The sequence below is a fragment of the Paenibacillus pasadenensis genome (genome assembly GCF_002864175.1).
Taxonomy (GTDB): domain Bacteria; phylum Bacillota; class Bacilli; order Paenibacillales; family Paenibacillaceae; genus Paenibacillus_O; species Paenibacillus_O pasadenensis.
Genome location: NZ_NFEZ01000004.1, coordinates 1,985,498 through 2,006,528 on the forward strand (window position 1 = coordinate 1,985,498; position 21,031 = coordinate 2,006,528).

At 56.1% G+C, this 21,031-nt stretch carries 19 protein-coding genes, 1 tRNA gene and 1 pseudogene; 16 read left to right on the forward strand and 5 right to left on the reverse strand.

Annotated elements, in window-relative coordinates; all coding sequences use genetic code 11:
• Positions 1–40 precede the first annotated feature (40 nt).
• Complete coding sequence (locus B8V81_RS17950) at positions 41–583, reverse strand: nucleoside 2-deoxyribosyltransferase (protein ID WP_219623326.1); 543 nt, start codon at positions 581–583, stop codon at positions 41–43.
• 156 nt (positions 584–739) lie between these two features.
• Here B8V81_RS17950 and B8V81_RS17955 point away from each other — a divergent pair, with 156 nt between their 5' ends.
• The 5 genes and pseudogenes from B8V81_RS17955 (at position 740) to B8V81_RS25900 (ending at position 4,775) form a co-directional block, all read left to right on the forward strand.
• Positions 740–2,011, forward strand: a complete 1,272-nt coding sequence (locus tag B8V81_RS17955; RefSeq protein WP_052333003.1) for an ABC transporter substrate-binding protein — start codon at positions 740–742, stop codon at positions 2,009–2,011.
• Between the two features lies 1 nt (position 2,012).
• The gene (locus B8V81_RS17960; protein ID WP_028597811.1) at positions 2,013–3,041 is read left to right on the forward strand and encodes a FecCD family ABC transporter permease; all 1,029 of its coding nucleotides are present in this window, start codon (positions 2,013–2,015) and stop codon (positions 3,039–3,041) included.
• Positions 3,038–3,913 carry an ABC transporter ATP-binding protein gene (locus B8V81_RS17965; protein WP_084136709.1) on the forward strand — a complete coding sequence of 292 codons (876 nt, stop codon included), beginning with the start codon at positions 3,038–3,040 and terminating at the stop codon, positions 3,911–3,913. Before B8V81_RS17960 ends, B8V81_RS17965 begins: the two co-directional genes overlap by 4 nt.
• Positions 3,906–4,283 (forward strand): annotated as a pseudogene (locus B8V81_RS25895) (ankyrin repeat domain-containing protein); the annotation flags it as partial. The gene B8V81_RS17965 and the pseudogene B8V81_RS25895, both read left to right, overlap by 8 nt.
• 42 nt (positions 4,284–4,325) lie before the next feature.
• Positions 4,326–4,775, forward strand: a complete 450-nt coding sequence (locus B8V81_RS25900; protein ID WP_228551836.1) for an antibiotic biosynthesis monooxygenase — start codon at positions 4,326–4,328, stop codon at positions 4,773–4,775.
• A gap of 56 nt (positions 4,776–4,831) precedes the next feature.
• Here B8V81_RS25900 and B8V81_RS17975 read toward each other — a convergent pair whose 3' ends face one another.
• Positions 4,832–5,056, reverse strand: coding sequence for a PLDc N-terminal domain-containing protein (locus tag B8V81_RS17975; RefSeq protein WP_028597812.1), 225 nt, complete (start codon positions 5,054–5,056; stop codon positions 4,832–4,834).
• A gap of 128 nt (positions 5,057–5,184) precedes the next feature.
• Here B8V81_RS17975 and polA point away from each other — a divergent pair, with 128 nt between their 5' ends.
• The 5 genes from polA (at position 5,185) to B8V81_RS18000 (ending at position 11,049) form a co-directional block, all read left to right on the forward strand.
• Complete coding sequence (polA, locus tag B8V81_RS17980; protein WP_101808903.1) at positions 5,185–7,845, forward strand: DNA polymerase I; 2,661 nt, start codon at positions 5,185–5,187, stop codon at positions 7,843–7,845.
• Between the two features lie 128 nt (positions 7,846–7,973).
• Positions 7,974–8,840 carry a DNA-formamidopyrimidine glycosylase gene (gene mutM / locus B8V81_RS17985; RefSeq protein WP_028597813.1) on the forward strand — a complete coding sequence of 289 codons (867 nt, stop codon included), beginning with the start codon at positions 7,974–7,976 and terminating at the stop codon, positions 8,838–8,840.
• Positions 8,841–8,955: 115 nt separating this feature from the next.
• Positions 8,956–9,741, forward strand: coding sequence for a manganese efflux pump (locus tag B8V81_RS17990; protein ID WP_180968485.1), 786 nt, complete (start codon positions 8,956–8,958; stop codon positions 9,739–9,741).
• 130 nt (positions 9,742–9,871) lie between these two features.
• Entirely contained in the window at positions 9,872–10,468 is a 597-nt protein-coding gene (coaE, locus tag B8V81_RS17995; protein WP_028597815.1) for a dephospho-CoA kinase, read from the forward strand.
• Positions 10,465–11,049: a lytic transglycosylase domain-containing protein gene (locus B8V81_RS18000; protein ID WP_028597816.1), complete on the forward strand. Its 585-nt coding sequence runs from the start codon at positions 10,465–10,467 to the stop codon at positions 11,047–11,049. The genes coaE and B8V81_RS18000 overlap by 4 nt, the downstream gene beginning before the upstream one ends.
• A gap of 72 nt (positions 11,050–11,121) precedes the next feature.
• Here the strand turns inward: B8V81_RS18000 and B8V81_RS18005 are convergent, their stop codons facing one another.
• Complete coding sequence (locus B8V81_RS18005) at positions 11,122–11,340, reverse strand: alpha/beta-type small acid-soluble spore protein (protein WP_028597817.1); 219 nt, start codon at positions 11,338–11,340, stop codon at positions 11,122–11,124.
• Between the two features lie 154 nt (positions 11,341–11,494).
• On the opposite strand from B8V81_RS18005, the gene nrdR reads away from it, so the two are divergent.
• Entirely contained in the window at positions 11,495–11,962 is a 468-nt protein-coding gene (gene nrdR / locus B8V81_RS18010; protein ID WP_028597818.1) for a transcriptional regulator NrdR, read from the forward strand.
• A 186-nt stretch (positions 11,963–12,148) separates the two neighbouring features.
• Here the strand turns inward: nrdR and B8V81_RS18015 are convergent, their stop codons facing one another.
• Entirely contained in the window at positions 12,149–12,901 is a 753-nt protein-coding gene (locus B8V81_RS18015; RefSeq protein ID WP_028597819.1) for an SDR family NAD(P)-dependent oxidoreductase, read from the reverse strand.
• Positions 12,902–12,950: 49 nt separating this feature from the next.
• The gene (locus B8V81_RS18020; protein WP_052333004.1) at positions 12,951–13,400 is read right to left on the reverse strand and encodes a MarR family transcriptional regulator; all 450 of its coding nucleotides are present in this window, start codon (positions 13,398–13,400) and stop codon (positions 12,951–12,953) included.
• Between the two features lie 268 nt (positions 13,401–13,668).
• Between B8V81_RS18020 and B8V81_RS18025 the strand changes: the two genes are divergently transcribed.
• The 5 genes from B8V81_RS18025 (at position 13,669) to B8V81_RS18045 (ending at position 20,958) form a co-directional block, all read left to right on the forward strand.
• Positions 13,669–13,741: transfer RNA gene (locus B8V81_RS18025), tRNA-Ala, on the forward strand.
• 454 nt (positions 13,742–14,195) lie between these two features.
• The gene (locus B8V81_RS18030; protein ID WP_127464467.1) at positions 14,196–15,680 is read left to right on the forward strand and encodes a Wadjet anti-phage system protein JetA family protein; all 1,485 of its coding nucleotides are present in this window, start codon (positions 14,196–14,198) and stop codon (positions 15,678–15,680) included.
• Positions 15,670–16,317 carry a DUF4194 domain-containing protein gene (locus tag B8V81_RS18035; protein ID WP_028597822.1) on the forward strand — a complete coding sequence of 216 codons (648 nt, stop codon included), beginning with the start codon at positions 15,670–15,672 and terminating at the stop codon, positions 16,315–16,317. The genes B8V81_RS18030 and B8V81_RS18035 overlap by 11 nt, the downstream gene beginning before the upstream one ends.
• Entirely contained in the window at positions 16,314–19,712 is a 3,399-nt protein-coding gene (locus tag B8V81_RS18040) for an ATP-binding protein (protein WP_084136711.1), read from the forward strand. The genes B8V81_RS18035 and B8V81_RS18040 overlap by 4 nt, the downstream gene beginning before the upstream one ends.
• Positions 19,705–20,958 (forward strand): Wadjet anti-phage system protein JetD domain-containing protein, encoded by a 1,254-nt coding sequence (locus tag B8V81_RS18045; protein ID WP_084136713.1) that lies wholly within the window; start codon positions 19,705–19,707, stop codon positions 20,956–20,958. Before B8V81_RS18040 ends, B8V81_RS18045 begins: the two co-directional genes overlap by 8 nt.
• Positions 20,959–21,031: the final 73 nt, after the last annotated feature.

Sequence of the window (21,031 nt, forward strand, 5' to 3'; positions counted from 1 at the left end):
TAAGCCTCGCGCAGCGGCTTGTCTGCCCGACTCGTCGGGTTTAACCGAAGCTTAACACGCCGGCGGCCAGATCGGCGGAGGCGCGACGCAGCGCGTCCTCCAGTCCACCCTCGACGACGGTGGCGGGGATGGCGAGCATCAGGTTCACCGGCAGGCCGAAGTTCTCGACGTTCATCCCGTCCCGATGCAGGCCGGTAGCCGGATCGATCTCGGCCGCGAGACGCTCGGCCTGGTCCCGCGCATCGGCCAGATGAGCGTAGAGCGGCTTGCCGAGCGCATAGGCGAGCCCGCACTCGAAGACGGTGCCGGCATCCGGCTCGGCGCCGCGAAACGCGTTCAGATTGGCGATTACGAAGTCGGCCTGGCGGACGAGCCGCACGTTGCCTTCGAAGATGGCGCGAGCGGTGTCCAGCCGGTCGGGCAATGGACGGATGTCCTTGTCGAGCGGAAAGATGCCGCGGAAGCCGTATTCGGCGCAGAGCGCCTTCATCGCGCGGCCGGTATCGGCCGCGTCGGGTCGGAACACCTCGAATCCGGCGAGGTAGACGGACGGGATGGAGGCGGGCGTAGCTGAGAAAGTCATAGTCGATGTTCATCTCCTTCGGGTCGATTTCTCCATTTTACCATGGCGCGGAAAAAGATGGTCGGACCCCGTTGACAATGAGAATCGTTATCAGTATTATAGATTCAGTAAATGATACTGATTCTCATTCTTAATCCAACCGGGGAGGTTTCTTTCATGTTCCGCAGCACCAAATCGCTTCTCGCCGCTTCCGCGGCAGCACTTATTCTCGTCTCGGCTTCCGGCGTGCCGTCGACGGCGCGCGCCGCTGCCGCGCCGATCCAGGTGACGCTCGACGGCAAAAAGCTGTCGCTCGACGCGCAGCCGATCGTAACCGCTGGTCGCACGCTCGTGCCTTACAGCTCGATCGTCCAGTCGCTCGGCGGCAAGGCAACCTGGAACAGCTCGACGCGCACGGTGACGGCGACGAGCGGAAGCGATACCGTCAAGCTGACGGCAAGCTCTGCGACGGCATACATAAACGGCAAAGCCACGAAGCTGGAGGCCGCTCCGGTCATCCAGAACGGCAGGACGTTCGTTCCGCTGCGCCTCATCACGGAAGCGTTCGGAAAGTGGGTCACCTGGTCGCAATCGAGCCGCACGGTCGCGATTTCGAGCAAGCTGACGCTGACGACGAGCACCGGACCGTTCACGCTGAACAAGCGTCCGCAGCGCATCGTCACGCTTTCCTCGTCCGACACCGAGATGATCTACGCGCTCGGCGGCACGGTTGTCGGCCGTCCGACGGCGATGGGCGCGGTCAATCCGCCGGAAGCCGCATCGGCGGTCGAAGTCGGCAGCACGCACGGCATCCTGTTCGAGAAGCTGGCATCCGTCAAGCCGGATCTGGTCATCGCGAGCCCGTCTCTTGCCAGCCAGAAGGCGACGATCGAGAAGCTCGGCGCGCAAGTGCTGCTCAACTCGCACAACTCCTATGATCAGATCAAGTCCTCCCTGCGCCTGTACGGCAAGCTGCTCGGCAAGGAGACAAAGGCCGAGGAAATCGCAGCCAACATGGACCGCACGGTGAGCAGCCTGAAGAAGCCGGCGACCAAGCCGAAGACGCTGATCGTGTACGGCGCTCCTGGCAGCTTCGTCGTCGCTCTGCCGACGAGCTACCCGGGCAGCTTCCTGGAGCTGGCGGGCGGCGAGAACGTAGCGTCCAAGTTCCCGAAAATGGACACGATGCCGCAATACGCCGAGCTCAGCATGGAGCGCATCGTCGCGGCCAACCCGGACCTGATCCTGCTCATCGCCCATGGCGACGCCGCAGAAGTCAAGTCGGCGTTCAAAAAGCAGTTCGAGTCGAATCCGGCCTGGAACAACCTGTCGGCGATCAAGGACGACCAGTTCGAGATCCTGCCGCAGAACCTGTTCGCCGCCAACCCGGGCCTGCGCGCTCCAGAGGCGATCAAGACGATCAACAAGCTGCTCCTGCAGGTGAACTGACATGGCGGCCGTCCTGTCGCCGGCTGACGTCAAGCGGGCGAGGCGCCCGGCGTCGGCGCGGCATGCGGCCGTGCTCGTCGGCGCGGCGGCGCTCGTCGTCGCCAGCGTCGTCTGCGGTCTCGCGCTCGGATCGATCCGGATTCCGATCGCCGACGTGTGGGCCTCGCTCCTCGGGCGCTCCGACACCGAGGCGTGGCAAATCGTTTGGAACCTGCGTCTGCCGCGCGTGCTGACCGGCCTTATGGTCGGCGGCGCGCTCGGCCTTTCCGGCGCTCTGCTGCAAGGCGTATTCCGCAATCCGCTTGCCGATCCCGGCATCATCGGCGTCTCGTCGGGCGGAGGCATCGCCGCTGTCGCCATCATGATCCTGTTCCCAGCGCAGATCGCGCTGCTGCCCGCGGCGGCGTTCATCGGCGCCTTGGCGGCCAGCGCGGTCATCTACGGGCTCGCCTGGAAGGGCGGAGCATCTCCGGTGAGGCTCATCCTCGCCGGCGTCGCGGTCAACTCGCTGCTCGGCGCGGCGATGTCGGCGCTCATGATCCTCAACAGCGAAAAGGTGCAATCGGTGCTGCCGTGGATGAGCGGCAGCCTGAACGGCCGCAGCTGGCCGCATGCCGACGCGCTGCTGCCTTACGCGCTGGCCGGACTTGCGGCGGCGCTGCTGCTGATCAAGCCGGCGAACCTGCTGGCGCTCGGTGACGACGCGGCCAAGCTGCTCGGCGTGCGCGTCGAGCTGTACCGCCTCATCATCGTCGGCGTCGCGGCATTCCTCGCCGGCGCGGCGATCAGCCAGGCCGGCATGGTCGGCTTCGTCGGCCTTGTCGTGCCGCATATCGTCCGCATGCTTGTCGGCTCGGACTACCGCGTTCTCATGCCGGCGTCCGCGCTCGGCGGCGCGGCGCTCGTCACGCTGGCCGATACGGCGGCGCGCACGCTGTTCGATCCGATCGAGTTCCCGGTCGGCATCCTGCTGGCGCTGCTCGGAGCTCCGTTCTTCCTTTATCTGCTGCGAAAGGGGGCGAAACGATGAGCCGTCTGACCGGAGAAGCGCTCGTGCACGGCTACGGCGACCGGCTTGTCGTGCACGGCGTCGACATCGACATCGTCAAAGGCGAGTGGGTCGGCATCATCGGCCCGAACGGCTCGGGCAAGTCGACCGTGCTGCGGATGCTTGCCCGCTTGATGAAGCCGCGCGGCGGATCGGCGCTGCTTGACGGCAAAGATCTGGCGGCGATTCCGCCCAAAGCCGTGGCGCGACAAATCGCGATGCTGGCGCAAGCCCAGGAGTCGGGATTGGAGCTGACCGTGCGCGAGCTGGTGCGCAAGGGACGCCACCCGCATTTGAAATGGTACCAGGATGGAAGCGCCGAAGAGCATGAGAGCATCGTCGACTGGGCGATCGCGGCGGCCTCGCTGCAGGAGCTGCAGCATCGGCCGCTGCCTGCGCTGTCAGGCGGGGAGCGCCAGCGCGCCTGGCTCGCGATGGCGATCGCGCAGACGCCTTCGGTGCTGCTGCTCGACGAGCCGGCTACGTATCTGGACATCGCCCATCAGCTCGAGCTGATGGAGCTTGTCCAAAGGCTGAACCGCGAGCAGGGAATGACCGTCGTGACCGTGCTGCATGACCTCAATCAAGCCGCCCGCTACTGCGACAGGCTCGTTGCCGTCAAGGACGGCCGAGTCGCCGCTCAGGGCCGGCCCGCCGAGCTGTTTACGCATGCGTTTTTCCGCGACGTATTCGGCGTCGAGGGCAGCATCCGGACCGACGAAGGCGTGCCGAGCTTCCAGGCGCGGCGTGCGACAACGGCGCGCCGGCTGGCGGCGCCGGCCGAATCCGCAAGCGCGGATTCGAGCCATGAAGCGATTCAACCACAGGAAACGGGAGAGATGACAAATGTCTGAGCAAGCATTGAATCCAGAACTGGTACGCGCCTTCGTCGGCTCGGCCCATAGCGACCTGGAGCGCGTGCAGCAGCTGCTGCAAGAAGAGCCGGGACTGCTGCATGCCGCCATGAACTGGGGCGGCGGCGACTGGGAGACGGCGGCCGGAGCGGCCGCTCACGTCGGCCGCAAGGATATTCTGAACTGGCTGCTCGAGCAGGGAGCGCGACTGGATCTGTTCGGCGCGGCGATGCTCGGCGAGCTGGAGCTCGTCCGCTCGGTCATCGAGCGCCATCCGTCTCAGCTGCATGCCAAGGGACCGCATGGCATCACGCTGCTGCAGCATGCCCTGATGGGCGGGCCGGACGCGCAAGAGGTCGTGGCTTATTTGAAGGAAAAGCTGGGAGAAGCGAAGGAAGAGCTGGCCGGCCCGGTGCTCGTCGAGAACCGGATCGTCGTCAAGGCCGGATTCGCCGAAGCGGTGCTGGAGCGGTTCGCGAAGCCGAAGCAGGTGCACACGTTCGAAGGGTTCATCCGGATGGACGTGCTGCATGGCAAAAGCGAGAACGAAGGCGAAGAGGAAATCCGCGTCTGCACGACCTGGAGAGCCAAAGCCGACTTCGAGGCCTGGGCGTCGAGCGACTCGTTCCGCGGCGCGCATGCGAAGCGCCAGGAGCAGCAAGCCGAAGGCGAGGCGGCTGAAAAGCCGGCTCACGGACATGGCGGCCACGGTCAAGCCCATGGCCACGGCGCGCATGGCTCCGCGCACGGCCGTCCGGCTGCTGCCGGCGAAGGCGCGGGACCGATCGTCGGCAACCGCGTGACGATCTACCGCGTCGCGGCATCGCATCTGCCGGCGGCGGCAGCGGCAGAGCAAGGCTAGAGCAAGCACGAAAAAGGCATGGCCTCCGGATCGCCGGAGCCATGCCTTTTTGCCATTCAGCGAAGCCGATTCCCGCGCCGATCCTCGCGGATGATCAGGTAGACGATCAGCCCGACGACCGGGAAGAACAGCAGCGCCAGGAGCACGAGCAGCGCGAACTCGCTGCTGTAGCCGCGGTCGCGGGCGTCTCGGTACGCCCATACGCAGAGCGCGATGTGAAGCACGAACAGTCCGAGCGCAATAAGCAAGAAAAGGACGCCGATGATGCCGATGCCTGCCATCAATAGCCATGCCTCGCTTTCGTTTGATATTTTCTTTGAATACGAACATTTGAGCGCTAAGGTTTCAAGGTTTTCCAGCGGAGTGTGGTATAGTAGAAGCAATCATAACGACGACGAGGTGCCCTGATATGGACAAGTGGATTTTGATCGACGGCAACAGCATCGCCTACCGGGCGTTTTTTGCCATGCCGCCGCTCACCAACGCGGCTGGATTGCATACGAACGCCGTCTTCGGCTTCACGACGATGCTGCTCAAGGTGCTCGAGGAGCACAAGCCGACCCATGTGCTGGTCGCCTTCGACGCGGGCAAGGTGACGTTCCGCACGGAAAGCTTCGCCGACTACAAAGGAACCCGCGACAAGACGCCGTCCGAGCTGTCCGAGCAGTTCCCGCTCATCAAGGAGGTCGTGCAGGCGTTCGGCATCCGCCAGTTCGAGCTCTCGGGCTACGAGGCGGACGACATCATCGGCACGCTTACCCGCATGGCGGACGAGCAGGGCGTGCAGGCGATCGTCGTCAGCGGCGACAAGGACATGCTGCAGCTCGCTTCGGAGCGGGTGTCGATCGCCGTCACGCGCAAGGGCGTGAGCGAGATCGAGCTGTACGATCCGGCGGCGGTGCGCGAGCGCTACGGCCTCGAGCCGGCGCAGATCATCGACCTCAAGGGGCTCATGGGCGACACGTCCGACAACATTCCCGGCATCCCCGGCGTCGGGGAGAAGACCGCGCTCAAGCTGCTGCATGAATACGGCACCGTCGAGGCGGTGATTGAGCGCTCCGGCGAGCTCAAGGGCAAGCTCAAGGAGCGCGTCGAGGAGCATCAGGAGTCGGCGCGGCTGAGCAAGCGTCTGGCGACGATCTTCCGCGAGGTGCCGCTTGCCGGCGAGACGGGCGATTTTGCCTACAAAGGATACGAGCCGTCGACGCTGGCCGCGGCGTTCGGCAAGCTGGAGTTCAAGTCGCTCATCGAGCGGCTCGGCCTCGGCGCCGCAGCCCCCGTATCGGCCGAGCCGCAAAAGGAGCTCGACGTCCGGCCGGTCGAGATCGGCGACGCCGCCGCGTGCGAGGCGCTCGAGCAGGCGCTCCGCGCTCCGGGCGCGTTCTACCTCGAGGCGATCGGCGACAACCCGCATCACGCCGAGCTGATCGGAGCCGCCTACGCGGCCGAGGACGCCGTCTATGCGATGTCCGGCGAATGGCTGGCGAGCGGCGATGCCGCCGAGTTCAAGGCGTGGCTCGCCGATGCTTCCGCGCCGAAGACCGGCTGCGACCTGCACCGCGCGGAGCTGGCGCTCAGCGCCAGCCTCGGCGTGCATCTGCAGGGCGGAGCGTTCGACATCGTGCTGGCCGCCTACCTGCTCGACCCAACCGCGACGGACCAGAGCGTCAGCGGCATCGCGGCGCGCCTCGGCCTGCCGTCGGTGCCGACCGACGAGTCGGTCTACGGCAAGGGCGCGAAGTTCAAGGTGCCGGACAAGGAGGCTCTGTACGCGCAGCTGGCGGTCAAGGCCGACGCCGTGCGCGCGGCCGCGCCGCTGCAGATGGCCCAGCTGGAGGAGACGGGCATGCACCGGCTCTACTACGAGCTGGAGCAGCCGCTGTCCGGCGTGCTCGCCGACATGGAGCGCCAAGGCATCTCCGTCGACGCGGAGACGATCCGCCAGCTCGGAGCGGAGCTGGAGACAGGCATCAAGGCCGACATGGAGGCGATCTACCGCCACGCCGGCCAGAAGTTCAACATCAACTCGCCCAAGCAGCTGGGCGAGATCCTTTTCGACAAGCTCGGCCTGCCCGTCATGAAAAAAACGAAGACCGGGTACTCGACCGACGCCGACGTGCTGGAGAAGCTGGAGCCGTACCACGAGATCATCCCGCTCATCCTGCACTTCCGCCAGCTGCACAAGCTGCAGTCGACCTACGTGGAGGGGCTGCTCAAGGAGATCCGTCCGGACAGCGGCAAGATCCACACGTACTACCGCCAGACGATCGCGGCGACGGGCCGGCTGAGCAGCCAGTTCCCGAACCTGCAGAACATCCCGATCCGTCTGGAGGAAGGGCGCAAGATCCGCAAGGCGTTCGTGCCGTCCGAGCCGGACTGGCTCATCCTCGCGGCCGACTACTCGCAGATCGAGCTGCGCGTGCTCGCGCATATCTCGGGCGACGAGGGACTGAGCGAGGCGTTCACGCAGGATCTGGATGTGCATACGAAGACGGCGATGGACGTGTTCGGCGTGGCGCAGGCGGACGTGGACGCGAACATGCGCCGCTCCGCCAAGGCGGTCAACTTCGGCATCGTGTACGGCATCAGCGACTTCGGCCTCTCGCAGAACCTCGGCATCACGCGCAAGGAGGCGGCGCGCTTCATCGATCAGTATTTCGAGGCGTTCCAGGGCGTGCGCAAGTACATGGACGACATCGTGCAGCAGGCGCGCCGCGACGGCTATGTGACGACGCTGCTGGAGCGCAGGCGCTACCTGCCGGAGATCAAGGCGTCGAACTTCAACCTGCGCTCGTTCGCGGAGCGCACGGCGATGAATACGCCGATCCAGGGCACGGCCGCCGACATCATCAAGCTGGCGATGGTCAAGATGCAGGAGCGGATGCGCGCCGAGGGACTGCGCTCGCGCATGCTGCTGCAGGTGCATGACGAACTGGTCTTCGAGGTGCATCCCGAGGAGCTCGAGACGATGAAGGCGCTCGTCCCCGAAGTGATGGAGAGCGCCCTGGAGCTGAGCGTGCCGCTGCGCGCGGACGTCAGCTACGGAGCGAACTGGTACGAAGCGAAGTAACGGACGGCCTTCAGCCGCCTTTCCCGCGAGGCGGGGGAGGCGGCTTGGTTGTTTTCCCAGCTCGCTGGGCATGCAGGAAGCGCTTATCTCCGTTATAATGGTGAGGATAGAGAAAGGTGCTGATCCCCATGCCGGAACTGCCGGAGGTAGAAACTGTAACCCGAACGCTCACCCTCATCGCGGCGGGCAAGACGATCGAGAGCGTCGTCGTCAGCTTGCCGCGCATCATACAGCGCCCGCAGGAGCCGGAGGCGTTCGCCGCCGCCCTGGCCGGGCATACGATCCAAACCGTCGAGCGCCGCGGCAAATTCATCCGCATCGTGCTCGACGGGCTCGTGCTCGTCTCGCATCTGCGCATGGAAGGCCGCTACGGCCTTTATGACGCCGGCGAGCCGGTGGCCAAGCATACGCATGTGCGCTTCCGCTTCACCGACGGCACCGAGCTGCGCTACCAGGACGTGCGCCAGTTCGGCACGATGCATCTGTTCGAGCCGGGCGAGGAGTTCGCGCAGCCGCCGCTCGCGAAGCTCGGGCTGGAGCCGCTTGAGGAGACGTTCACGCTCGAAGCGCTGCGCGGGCTGCTGGCGAAGCGCACGACGATGATCAAGCCGCTGCTGCTCAACCAGGCATACATCGTCGGGCTTGGCAATATTTATGTCGATGAGGCGCTGCATCTCGCGGGCATCCATCCCGAGACGACGGCCGACCGGCTGAAGCCGGAGCAGTGGCGCAAGCTGCATGCTTCGATCCGGGCGACGCTGGAGCGCGCCGTGGCGGCGGGCGGCTCGTCGGTCAAGTCGTATGTCAACGGCCAGGGCGACGCAGGCCGCTTCCAGCATGAGCTGCTCGTCTACGGCCGCAAGAACGAGCCCTGCTCGGGCTGCGGGGCGCCGATCGTCAAGACGGTCGTCGGCGGCCGAGGCACCCATTTCTGCGCGGCCTGCCAGCCGCTGCCGAGCGTGCGCCGCAAGCGCTCCGAGGCAGCGATCCGCTAGCTTCGAGCGGCTGCCGTCCGCTGCGGCGAAGCCTGCATCGGCGGCCGGATAGGAACAGATGCCCAGCCCCTGCATAGGATGGAGCAAAGCCATTCGCAGGGAGGACTGTTCGGCTATGCTTTCCCATCTGCTGCCGCTGCTGCTGCTGTCCTTTGCCGTTAGCGTAGACGGATTCGGAGTCGGAATCACGTACGGACTGAGGCGAATCCGCATCCCGCTGCTGTCCGTGCTCATCATAACGGGATGCTCGGGCGTCGTCATCCTGCTCAGCATGAAAGTCGGAACCTGGCTGACGGGATTCGTCGACCCCGATGACGCAAGGCGCATCGGCGCGCTCATCCTGATCGGCATCGGATGCTTCACGTTGTTCCAGCAGCTGCGCCCCAAGCGGACATCCGCCGAGGCGGAGGCTGGCGAGGAGCAGCGAAAGGGCGAGGCTGCCGCTTCGCCAGACGGCAGCCATGCGGGCGCCGCTTCTGCCGCGGGAGCCGGCGGCTCCGCTGCGGCGATTTCCGCCGGCTCCGGCTCGGGCGCCGCCGCCGAGCTCGCCGTGCCGTCGATCGCCGTCCTGACGCTCGAGATCAAGAAGCTCGGCATCGTCATCCAGATTCTGCGTTCGCCGCAGACGGCGGATGTCGACAGCTCCGGCAGCATCAGCGCCGGCGAAGCGCTGCTGCTCGGCTCGGCGCTGTCGCTCGACGCGTTCGGAGCGGGGCTCGGCGCGGCGATGGTCGGCCTCGAGCCGTGGCTGACGGCGCTCAGCATCATGCTGGCCAGCGGCCTGTTCCTGGCGGCCGGCCTGCGCTTCGGCTTCCGATTTTCCGGAGGCAAGCGCATGAAGCTGCTGAGCGTGCTGCCGGGCACGCTGCTGCTGCTGATCGGCCTCGGCAAGCTTTGGTGACGCCGGCTTTCGAGCCGACGCCCGCCCCGTGATCCAGACTGACATCGATCCCTCCCGCGACGGGGGGATTTTGGATTTTATCCGCTGCCCGGCCAGATCCGGGACAAGCAAACAGGGAGGAGGACCTCGCATGAGAATCGGCCTTACAGGCGGCATCGCCAGCGGCAAAAGCACCGTCTCCCGCATGCTGAGGGAGAAAGGCGTCTTCGTATCGGACGCCGACGAGGCGGCACGCGCCGTCGTCGAGCCGGGAGAGCCCGCGCTCGCGGCGATCGCCGCCGCATTCGGCGAGGGCGTGCTGCAGCCAGACGGCCGGCTCGACCGGCCTGCGCTCGGCCGCATCGTCTTCGGCCAGCCGGACAAGCTCCGGCAGCTGGAGGGCATCCTGCATCCGGCGATCCGGCGGCATATGCAAGCCGAGATGGAGCAGGCGGAGCGGGAGCGGCCGGAGAGGCTCGTCGTCGCGGACATCCCGCTGCTGTACGAGACGGGACAGGACGCGGCTTATGACGGCGTGCTCGTCGTCTACGTGCCGGCCGATGTCCAGCTCGAGCGGCTGATCAAGCGCAGCGGCATGGACGAGACGGAGGCGCGGCGGCGCATCGGGCTGCAGCTCGACCTCGAGGAGAAGAAGCGGCGTGCGGACTGGGTCATCGACAACGGCGGCAGCGAGCAAGAGACGATGCGGCAGGCGGAGCGATTCCTGGCTGAGCGGGGGATCTCATGAGCTGGGGCTGGCTCGTCCGCAAGCGGGTGCTGCTGATCGTGCTGGCCGGCTTCATCGCCCTGCTGTTTTTGAAGTCCGACTGGCTCGGCCGCTTGATGTATCCGATCGCCTTCAAGGACAGCATCGAGCAGGCGGCCGCCGAGCAGCAGGTCGATCCTTATCTGATCGCGGCGATCATCCGGGTCGAGTCCAACTTCCGCACGGACAAGGTGTCGCGCAAGGGCGCAGGCGGCGTCATGCAGCTCATGCCCGATACGGCCGAATGGATCATCGACACGGCGAAATTCAAGTCGATGTCGCGCGAGACGGTCATGATCGGCGTGGAGGAGAACATCCGCGCCGGCTCCTGGTACGTGCATTCGCTGCAGGACCAGTTCAAGGGCAACCAGGCGGCATCGGTCGCGGCCTACAATGCCGGTCCGGGCAAGGTCGGCCAATGGCTCAAGGAAGGCCGCTGGGACGGAACGATGGCGCGGCTCGATCAGGTGCCGTACGGAGAGACTCGTCATTATGTGCAAAGAGTCAATTATTACTACAAAAAGTACAAAAGCCTTTATCCCGAATGGTCCCGTTATGTATAATGGGGGAGAGAAGGAAAAAGGCCCGGAGCGTCCGCTGCGGGAGCGTCTCCGGGCCTTTCGGTATGAGGTCAATTATTTATATTGACCTGCGAGGGATTGCTCGCCGATGGTTACGAGGCGTTTCGTGATGTAGCCACCGAGGGAACCTGCGTCATACGTCGTGAAGTTGCCGTAGTAGCCGTCCTGCGGGATGGCGATGCCGAGCTCTTGAGCAACTTCGTACTTCATTTGGTCCAGGGCTGCGTGGGAACCCGTTACGACCAGCTTGTTGCTGCCGTTGTTCTGTGCCATTGTCGTTTCACCTCCTCGCGGTTGGTAAAAGTATTATGTGCCGAAATGCCGGCTTCATACGCAAGGAGAAGATAAATTTGTACAAACGCCCGCAAGTCCATGCGGGAAGCGGGTTTGCCTCCGCGCAACCAGCCGAGGAAAGGGAGGACCAACGATGAAATGCCCCTATTGCGAGCATAACGGCACGAAGGTGCTGGATTCGCGTCCCGCCAACGGGGACAAGTCCATCCGCCGCCGCCGTGAATGCGAGAAGTGCAGCCGCCGTTTCACGACGTTCGAGATGATCGAGGAAACGCCGCTGATCGTCATCAAGAAGGACGGCAGCCGCGAGGAGTTCAGCCGCGACAAGATCTTGCGCGGCCTCATCCGCGCCTGCGAGAAGCGTCCGGTGCCGGTCGAGCGTCTCGAGGAGATCGTCTCCGAGGTCGAAAAGGAGCTACGGACGACAGCCCAGGCCGAGATCGACAGCCGGGCGATCGGCGAGCTCGTCATGCAGCAGCTTTATCCGGTGGACGAGGTCGCCTACGTGCGCTTCGCCTCCGTTTACCGCCAGTTCAAGGATATCGACATGTTCATGAAGGAACTGTCGAGCCTGCTGTCCAAAAATCCAGTCGAAGGCTGAGACGGAACAAGCTTGGCATCCGATGGACGGCCCAAAGCCCGAGCCGCTTCGCATGCTGCGAAGCGGCTCGGGCTTTTTGGCGCGGCTTGTCCGCGCAGCTAGTCCGCGTGGCAGGGGGCCGGAGCAGCGCCGGCCGCTATGAGGCAGCAGCCGCTACAAGGCGGCAGTCAGCCGCGGCAGGCAGGATTACTTCGCGTAGTAGCCGCCGTCGATCGGCAGCTCCACGCCGGTAATATAGGAGGACTCGTCGGAGGCGAGGAACAGCACCCCGTTCGCGATGTCCTCCGCTTTGCCGAGACGCGGCAGCGGCGTCTGCATCTGGAACCACTGCACCATTTGCGGATCCTTGAACATGTCGACCGTCATCGGGGTCTCGATGAAGCCCGGATGGATCGAGTTGCAGCGGATGTTGTGCTTCGCATAATCGACCGCAGTCGCCTTCGTCAGCAGGCGGACGGCGCCTTTGCTGGCCGTATAGGGTCCGGTGCCGCTGCCGCCGGTCAGGCCGGCGATCGAAGAGATGTTGATGATCGAGCCGCCGCCGGCTTCGATCATATGCGGGATGACGTATTTTTGGCCGAGGAAGATGCTCGTGACGTTGATCTTCATGACGCGCTCCCAGTTGTCGACCGTCTGGTCCATGAACGGAGTGGCGTCCGAGATGCCGGCGTTGTTGACGAGGATGTCGATCTTGCCGAAAGCGTTCTTCGCTTCGGAAACGACGCGCTGCCAGTCCTCTTCGGAGGCGACGTTATGCTTGAAGCCTGCGGCCTCGCCGCCGGCCGCCTTGATTTCTTCGACGACGGCTTGGAGCTTGTCCTCCTGCAAATCCGTGACGACGACCTTCGCGCCTTCCTTGGCGAACAGCAGCGCGTCCGCCTTGCCCATGCCTCCGGCTGCGCCGGTTACGATCGCGACTTTTCCTTTGAGTCGATCCATAGTTGATTCCTCCGCATTCGATGAATTGGGATGCTGGATGCTGCCCATGCTAAGATGTCCCGGTGGAGTTCTTTTCTTGCCGCAGGTGGTCGATCAGATGGCGATAGGAGCGTTCGAGCAGCTTCCGCTCCTCTTCGGTGAAGCTTTCCCAGGCTCCGTCCATCAGCTCTTCGAATCGGTCCAGCAGTCCTTTTTCGGCTGCCATGCCGGATTCCGTAATCTGCAGAAACATGATTCGGCGATCCTGCTCGGAGACGATCCGTTCGACGTATCCCTTTTGCACGAGCTTCGTGCTGAGGTTCGTCACGGCGGAGGGCGTCACCTCGAGGCGGGCGGCCAGCTCGGACGAGGTTTTGCGGCCTTCGCGGGCGAGCGTCTGCAGGATGGAATACTGCGGCGCCGACAAGGCGGGGTCCTGCAGCTTGGTAAAGCGCTCGACGAGCGTCTGCATGTACTCTCCGACCAGTCGGGAGAGGGGATGCTGAGGGTTCAGCGGCATTCACCTCGCATGTCGAATAGGTTCATTTCAATAATAGTTAAAAGGTCTTAACAATTAATAGGTTAGAACATTTTTTAGCGGATTGCAACTGGCATTCGCCGGAAAAGCCAGTGGATGACGCAGCAGCTGGACACATCGCACGGAGCGGTGAAAAGAATATTGAATAAAGTGTTGACACTTTATTCGGTAGCATGGTATATTCTTTCTTGTCGCGGTAAGCAAATCTTCTTCTAACGAAGCAGATGACATACATACGACATGATCATACGGGGCCTTAGCTCAGCTGGGAGAGCGCATCGCTGGCAGCGATGAGGTCAGGGGTTCGATCCCCCTAGGCTCCATACAAAAGAAAACCGCTAAACACAAGGGATTCCGGGTGTTTGGCGGTTTTTTCTATGCCCGAAACGGAGCTGATTTTGGGTCGTGGTCACACGTTTGGTCACGCTGACGATTTTTTTGGTGTAAAATCAGGATTTTCGAATTTCTTGTGAGAATTCCAGAGCATCGTATCCCTCGATAAAAAAAATCGCCTTGTCCTTTTCATAAGGGCAGGGCGACTTTTATGATAAATATCAACACTTGGATGAAAGGCGGTCAGCTAATTGCAGTGAGATTCAACATTTTAAATAGTATGAAAGCGTCTCGGCTTCATTCGTAGCCCACTATGCCTAAAATGGCTAGTTACAATCGGATGGGTAACTTATAGAAATTCTTGTCATTAGGAAGGAATTTCCTCATTTTTTGTCGAAAACTTTAATTTATATACTCATCTTTTTCGTTGGATGAAATTTCTGAATGTATGAAAAATGGTATGGCATAAAAGAAATTAATTCATGCTGTATCTATACCATGTATAAGAAGGCAGGTATAAAAATGAGCCTATTTGCCACTATTCCCGGAAGCTTTTTTTCCGTGCTTTCATCTGGAAACAAAGAAATATATCTTGATGCGATCATGCTTTTACATCAGATGTTTAAATATGAACTCAATATACGCGTGGATGACTATTTAACTTCTTTAATTGCACAGATTGAAGATAAGGAGTTTACACCTGAAGCAGATGACGATGCTACTGAGGGTAGTTTAACACCAAATGTTAAGGCGCGTTTGATCTTGAATCGGTTGGTAAAAACGGGCTGGGTTGATAAAGAGTTTCTGGACGGATCATTCATCGAGATAATTACGCCGCGAGATTATGCCATTCAAGTAATGAAACTTTTAAGTGAACTGAACGACCACACGTTACACGAGTATAACTCTCTCGTTTTTGCCACTTACTCTAGTCTTAAACAAGCAAAAGAAGAACACCGCGGGCAAATGTACGAGGCGGTTTTATCGGCGAAGGCAAATACAGAGCGGCTTACATTCGAATTGAAAAGTCTCTATCATGGTATTCGAAGTTATTTGCGGCGGATCCAAGAGCAGAGCGATGTGAACATACTCTTGAAAAATCATTTCGAAGAGTATAAACGGATGTCCGATCGTATCTATCATCCTATCAAAACGATGGATTCTATTCATAGGTATATGGCTCCAATTCAAGGGATTTTGTCAGATGTTCTTGCGGATGAGGAACTTATGGATAACATGCGTTCAAGAGCTATGACTATACGAAAATATGAAAGTCACGAAGAAGCTAGTCAGGAAATTATAACGTTGATTGATTATGTTTTGGATGTATATCAGTCTGTAGGTGGTATTGTAAACGAAATCGATAGAAAGCACAGTACCTATACCAAAAGCTCCATAGACAAAATCCAGTATTTGATGACTGCCGACCAAAGTATCAAGGGAAAATTAGTTGAATTGTTGAAGGGATATGCACAGTCCACGAATACAGCAAGAAGTAAAATTGGAGAGATGCTTGAAAGAAATGTTCGAGTTAATCGACAAGAATTTTTAGATGGAAAATCTCTTTATCATAAAAATGTACGCAGTCGGAGAGTTAATTTAAACCCTCTAGAAATATCGGATAATCAAACTTTCTCCGATTCGGCAATGGCTGGCATGTTGCAACAAATTAAAAAGGGGTATCCTATAGCAAGAATACGAGCCTATGTAGATAGCCTATTTGCTTCGGGTAACAGCGAGGTCAGCAGTGAGACGATTCCAGTGGATAATGATACCGATTTTATTTTACTGATTTTAGCTATTGTCCGCGCTAATGAACGTGGTATGACATATAAGGTTCAAATGAAGGAAGGGCGCCATGAGAAAAATGGATACACCATTCCGAATCTGACAATCAGCAGAAAGGTGGCAAAGCATCTTGTGGAGTGAGAAATATGAAGCACTTACTAGTTACGAGAAGGGCGAGTTTAGACGACTTGCGAATTATCTGCTATCCCACACTTATATGGTGCGATATGAATATCAGCCATCGCAGCAAATGACATTGCCTAGCTATGATTACCAGAATGCGTCACGTTTTTTTGGAGTCTTACGGGATTACTTTGCTGTCACGGGTTGGCGTCTTGAGAAAGATGATCATTACGGCATTATGTCTTTAATCAACATTTACGACCATAATCGCTTTAGAATCGATCGATTCACCACACTCTTTCTATATACATGTCGTCTCATTTATGAGGAAGAACGAGAACAAGCGAGCAGCTTCCACACTGTGAAAACGGATACTCAGGCAATCGTAGAGAAGATGCAGATGCTTGGGCTTCTGGAAAAAGGGAAAACGACTCAAAAAGAACGGATGGATGCTCAGAGAACACTTGCTCATCATAACATCATACAGAAAATGGATACTTCTGCATGGAACAGTGAAGGAAACCAAGTTCTCATTCTTCCTTCCATTTTGTCTATTGTCTCTAATCAGGGAATTAATGATATGATGGCAGAATTAGAGGAACTTCGCAAAGATGATGTCGACAAGACGGAGCCGGGACTGGAGGATGCGAAATGAAACGGATGACTAAACTACTGCTGATTCATTGGCACTATTTTGTCCATGAAATGATTGAGTTTGATAAAGTGAATTTTCTGACCGGAAAAAATGCCTCTGGAAAATCCACAATCATGGATGCGCTTCAGTTATTGCTATTGGCCGATACGAGTGGCAGTTTCTTCAACAAAGCTGCTAGCGGACGCGGGAATCGAACCTTGAGCGGATATTTGCGTGGAGAATTGGGGGACGATGAGAACGCTGGTTTCAAATACCTGCGAGACGGTCGGTTTACAAGTTACATTGCCATAGAGTTTTATGATGAGGAAAAGAAGAAATATTTTACTGCCGGGTGTTGCTTTGATACCTACTCGGAAAACGACATGCAAAAACTGTTCTTCCGATTTGATGGATCCATACCGTCCAATGCTCTCGTCGTTAACCGTAAGCCAATGGATATTACAGCACTTAGGGCTTATATCAAAGAAAGTTATACAGGACATAGCTATACCACTGATGTAAACCGGGATTTCAGGAATGATCTGTATGGAAAGCTCGGGGGATTGCGTGATCGTTTCGGGCAATTATTGAAAAAAGCTGTTTCATTTAATCCGGATGTGGACATCCAGCAGTTTATTTCAGAATTCGTATGCGATACGCAACAAACAGTCGATGTCAGCCGAATGCAAGAGAATATTAGAAGCTATAAAAGATTGGAACAAGAAGCTGATGTACTTAAGGATCGTATTGCCTTGCTTGATCAAATCGTTACTTCTCATCAGAGTTTTGTAACTCACCAACAAAATGAAATGCTCTATTCTTATTTAGTGGACCGTGCTCGGGCTGATATCAAAACGATGGACTTAGAAGTTGAAAAGAAAAAGGCAATAGAATATACAGCGCAGGTATTCACTCTGAACGGTAAATTGGAAGTGGAAAATGAACGGCAAATAGAAATGCAGGAAAAACGTGATATTTTACAAGCCCAGTATCTGAATAATGAGCAGACTCAAACCCTGAAACACCTTCAGGGGCAGATTGAAGAAAAAGAACTACGAAAAGACGAATTACAGAAGGAATATGACAGGACCTCGGCAATGCTTACAAAAAGCGTGGCGTCGTGGCGTATTAATTTGGGTGGAATGATCCGGAAGATAGATGAAATCGATATTTCTTCTCTAAACCCTCTATTGACTACTCGTATTCATGATTTGGTTGCTGAAGGTCAAGAATTCTTCGTCAATTTTGACACAATCGGTAATAGTGATGCTGAAGCTATTTTGTCAGTTGGTGAGGATGGGCTTATCCGCATCGCACAAACTGCGGATGCAATGCGAATAGAGTCCGGTGGACTCGTTTCCCGGTTTTCTGAGGAACAGCAGAAGATTGCTGATGAACGTAAAATATTACAGACAGAACTACAATCCCTTGAGAGTGGTGTTTATCGCTTTCCACGAGATGTCTTGGATCTCAAAGAAGCGGTATCAGGTCGTTTACGTGCTAAAACGGGGACAAGTGTCAAAGTCGTAATCGTGGCGGAAGCGGCGGAAATAAGGAATAATCGCTGGCGTAATGTCATAGAAGGGTATCTTCATACGCAAAAATTTTATCTTATAGTCCCTCCAGAACATTTCGATACTGCGCTACATGTGTATGACGAAATCAAACGAAAGCGTAGTATTTATGGTACCGGAATTGTAGATATTGAAAGTATTAAGAAAATAAATCCTACTGCGGACCCCGGTAGCTTAGCAGAAGAACTCGACACCAATGATGCCAATGTGCGACTATTTTTGGATTATACTCTTGGCCGTGTGAAAAAGTGTGATCGCGTCGGTGACTTGCGTCGTCATCGAACATCAATTACTGACGAAGGCATGATTTATCAGAATTTCGTTGTAAGAGCTATGAATCCTGAAAGATGGGCGAAACCAGCTATAGGTCAAGGCGCGATTCGGCAACGATTGGAAGATGTGAGAATAGAGATAGCAGAACTAACCGATAAAATAGGCATCTGCTCTTCCATCAAGACTGCCTTTCAACTGGGTAGCAGCCTAATGTCCATAAGCACATCAGAAGTAGGACAAATAGTATCAGCCGCGAAAAATGTCGGGTTGATTCCGGAGATTGAGCGGGATATTACCCAATTGAAACACGATTTGAATTCCGTTGATAAGAGCGTTGTTGAAGCCCTACAGGAGCGTATTCGAGGCTTAGATCAAATGTTGAATAAGTTGCGTGAAGAAATTGATGGATATAAAGACCATTGCAGCACCATCAAAGAACGCTTGCGAGTATGCAAAGACGAAACGATACCGAAATTGTCCGAAGAACTCAACGCCATGGAAAAGCAGTTATCCGAAAAATTCGAAATGGAGTGGCTGGAAAATACAGGGGTAATGAGGTATGAACGTGAGCTACTTAGTAGAGGCAACGCTATCGATATTGAAAGGGCTTTTCCGCGAGAGCTCAACCGCTCAACAAACGCCAAAACTGCGACATGGGACGAGTTGCGAAACTTGCGCCGACAATATAACGATATGTATCTTATGGGTTACAATATTAATGACTTGCATAACGAAGTTTACGATAACGCGTGGCTCGAGCTTAGTGATAATAAGCTTCCAGAGTATCTTTCACTGATCCAGGACACAAGGAACAAAGCCTTTGAGCAGTTTCAAGAAGATTTTTTAAGTCGCTTGCAAAACAACATTAATGATGCCAAAAGACAAATTGACGGACTCAATAATGCTTTAAGTGGAAGTTCCTTTGGTGAGGATACATATCGATTCCGGATTATTCCCAAGCCTGAATACAAGCGGTATTATGATATGATCGTTGATCCAATGCTTCTGGAGGGTGGATACAATCTATTATCCGATCAGTTTAATACAAAATACAAGGACGAGATAGCAGAACTATTTGCCATCATAACGAATGAAGGAACTGGATCCAAAACTCAGGAGCGCGAAGATTATGAAAAACGTGTTCAAGCCTTTACAGATTACCGTACATACTTGTCTTTCGATTTGGAGGTCATGAACAGTGAGGGCGAATCACAACGTCTTTCGAAAACGCTAGGTAAAAAGTCGGGCGGTGAAACGCAGACGCCATTTTATATAGCTGTATTGGCATCGTTCACTCAATTATATCGGGTTGGTAGGGATAAGATTGCAAACACATCTCGCATAATTCTGTTTGATGAGGCTTTTTCTAAAATGGACGGAGAGCGTATCGTACGTAGCGTTGAACTACTACGTCAATTCAATTTCCAAGTGGTGATTTCTGCACCACCTGATAAAATTGGAGATATTGCCACTCTCGTCGACAGTAATCTACTAGTGTTACGTGAAGGCAAACAGGCTTGTGTTCGCAAATTTGATCCTAGAAAACTAGAGGACCTTGAATATGAGTGAACGGTACAGGTACCAACTGATAGCAGCATTGCTAGACAAATACGAACGCAGTAGTTATTTTTCTGAGAGAAAACAGCCTTCACGCCGAATCATATTGAATCTATACGATGGTGGGCAGACAGATTTCCCCCAATATGATATTGAACAATTTGAAAAACGTACGATGATTAATAATGCGGTACTGTCTTTGAATGAGGAGCAACTCGTTTCCTATCAGTGGATGCGAGGAGAAGAACACCACATTATTGCTAAGGTGTGGTTAAATATTGAGAATATATCCTCAGCATATGCCTTGATTTGTAGAAAGCCTAAAGGTGATGAAATAGACGACGTGTGTCTTGAACTGTTGGCTGCCATGGAAATTGTCCAAAGTGATTGGGCCAAACAGTTCCTAGCTGATGCTTATGAAGCTATTTCTAGCAGACGCTCTATTGGAAAGAGATTGCCCGCCGACAAAAAGGAGCGCACAGATCTTATTCATGCAATATGCTTTGTGGAACAATTGGGCACGGTGGAAATACTTGAGCGTGTTTTTTCGATACAATGTTTCGGTGATTCAAAGAGATTTGAGAAGACGGTAAAAACTCGGCTGCTTGGCATATTGTCAAAATATTTGGATTCCGTAGATGAATCTGAAGAGGGGCTTCTTAGACAGGTAGGGATTTCCAAATATCCTGAGCAAATGGAGTTTTGTGGGCACGTCAAAATCATATTTGATAATGAATCCGTAGATTTTTCACCGTTAACTTTCGGGGGGACTGTGAGCATAACTGATTTCCAAAGAGGACACCTAAACGTTTCTCCTGAAATAAAAAGTGTGATCTCTATCGAAAATCGGGCAAATTACATTGATTACATCTATAAGCAAAAAAGTGAGCATGAATTGGTTGTATTTCATGGAGGACAATTCAGTCCGGCAAAGCGGAAGTTTTTACAAAGCATTGCCAATAACATACCAAACACTTGTAACTGGTATCATTGGAGCGATATCGATTATGGTGGATTTTCAATGTTAGCAAGATTGAGACGGGAAATTAAGCATAATGTCATTCCTTACCGTATGAATAAATCGGAGTTGATAAAACATTCTTCATTGACAGCATCATTCACGCCAAAATATCTTGAGAAACTTGGCACCTTGAAATTACGTGAAGAGCTTGACGATTGTCAAGCCTGCATCGACTACATGATTGAAAAACGTATTAAATTGGAGCAGGAAGCAATGTTGACAGACCAAAGTTCATAATAATTTCTTACGGCAGGCAGGATATTTCCAACGTAGCATTTTGGACCTCAAAAGCTAACGCGCTTCATCCAGA

Bases quoted from the DNA above. Each gene is read 5' to 3' on its own strand.
- B8V81_RS17990 (WP_180968485.1), top strand. From the start codon at position 8,956: ATGCTTTCCCATCTGCTGCCGCTGCTGCTGCTGTCCTTTGCCGTTAGC.
- coaE (WP_028597815.1), top strand. From the start codon at position 9,872: ATGAGAATCGGCCTTACAGGCGGCATCGCCAGCGGCAAAAGCACCGTC.
- B8V81_RS17960 (WP_028597811.1), top strand. From the start codon at position 2,013: ATGGCGGCCGTCCTGTCGCCGGCTGACGTCAAGCGGGCGAGGCGCCCG.
- mutM (WP_028597813.1), top strand. From the start codon at position 7,974: ATGCCGGAACTGCCGGAGGTAGAAACTGTAACCCGAACGCTCACCCTC.
- B8V81_RS17950 (WP_219623326.1), bottom strand. From the start codon at position 583: ATGACTTTCTCAGCTACGCCCGCCTCCATCCCGTCCGTCTACCTCGCC.
- B8V81_RS18000 (WP_028597816.1), top strand. From the start codon at position 10,465: ATGAGCTGGGGCTGGCTCGTCCGCAAGCGGGTGCTGCTGATCGTGCTG.
- nrdR (WP_028597818.1), top strand. From the start codon at position 11,495: ATGAAATGCCCCTATTGCGAGCATAACGGCACGAAGGTGCTGGATTCG.
- B8V81_RS18015 (WP_028597819.1), bottom strand. From the start codon at position 12,901: ATGGATCGACTCAAAGGAAAAGTCGCGATCGTAACCGGCGCAGCCGGA.
- B8V81_RS18005 (WP_028597817.1), bottom strand. From the start codon at position 11,340: ATGGCACAGAACAACGGCAGCAACAAGCTGGTCGTAACGGGTTCCCAC.
- polA (WP_101808903.1), top strand. From the start codon at position 5,185: ATGGACAAGTGGATTTTGATCGACGGCAACAGCATCGCCTACCGGGCG.
- B8V81_RS18040 (WP_084136711.1), top strand. From the start codon at position 16,314: ATGAAACGGATGACTAAACTACTGCTGATTCATTGGCACTATTTTGTC.
- B8V81_RS18030 (WP_127464467.1), top strand. From the start codon at position 14,196: ATGTATGAAAAATGGTATGGCATAAAAGAAATTAATTCATGCTGTATC.
- B8V81_RS17975 (WP_028597812.1), bottom strand. From the start codon at position 5,056: ATGGCAGGCATCGGCATCATCGGCGTCCTTTTCTTGCTTATTGCGCTC.
- B8V81_RS17965 (WP_084136709.1), top strand. From the start codon at position 3,038: ATGAGCCGTCTGACCGGAGAAGCGCTCGTGCACGGCTACGGCGACCGG.
- B8V81_RS17955 (WP_052333003.1), top strand. From the start codon at position 740: ATGTTCCGCAGCACCAAATCGCTTCTCGCCGCTTCCGCGGCAGCACTT.
- B8V81_RS18045 (WP_084136713.1), top strand. From the start codon at position 19,705: ATGAGTGAACGGTACAGGTACCAACTGATAGCAGCATTGCTAGACAAA.
- B8V81_RS18020 (WP_052333004.1), bottom strand. From the start codon at position 13,400: ATGCCGCTGAACCCTCAGCATCCCCTCTCCCGACTGGTCGGAGAGTAC.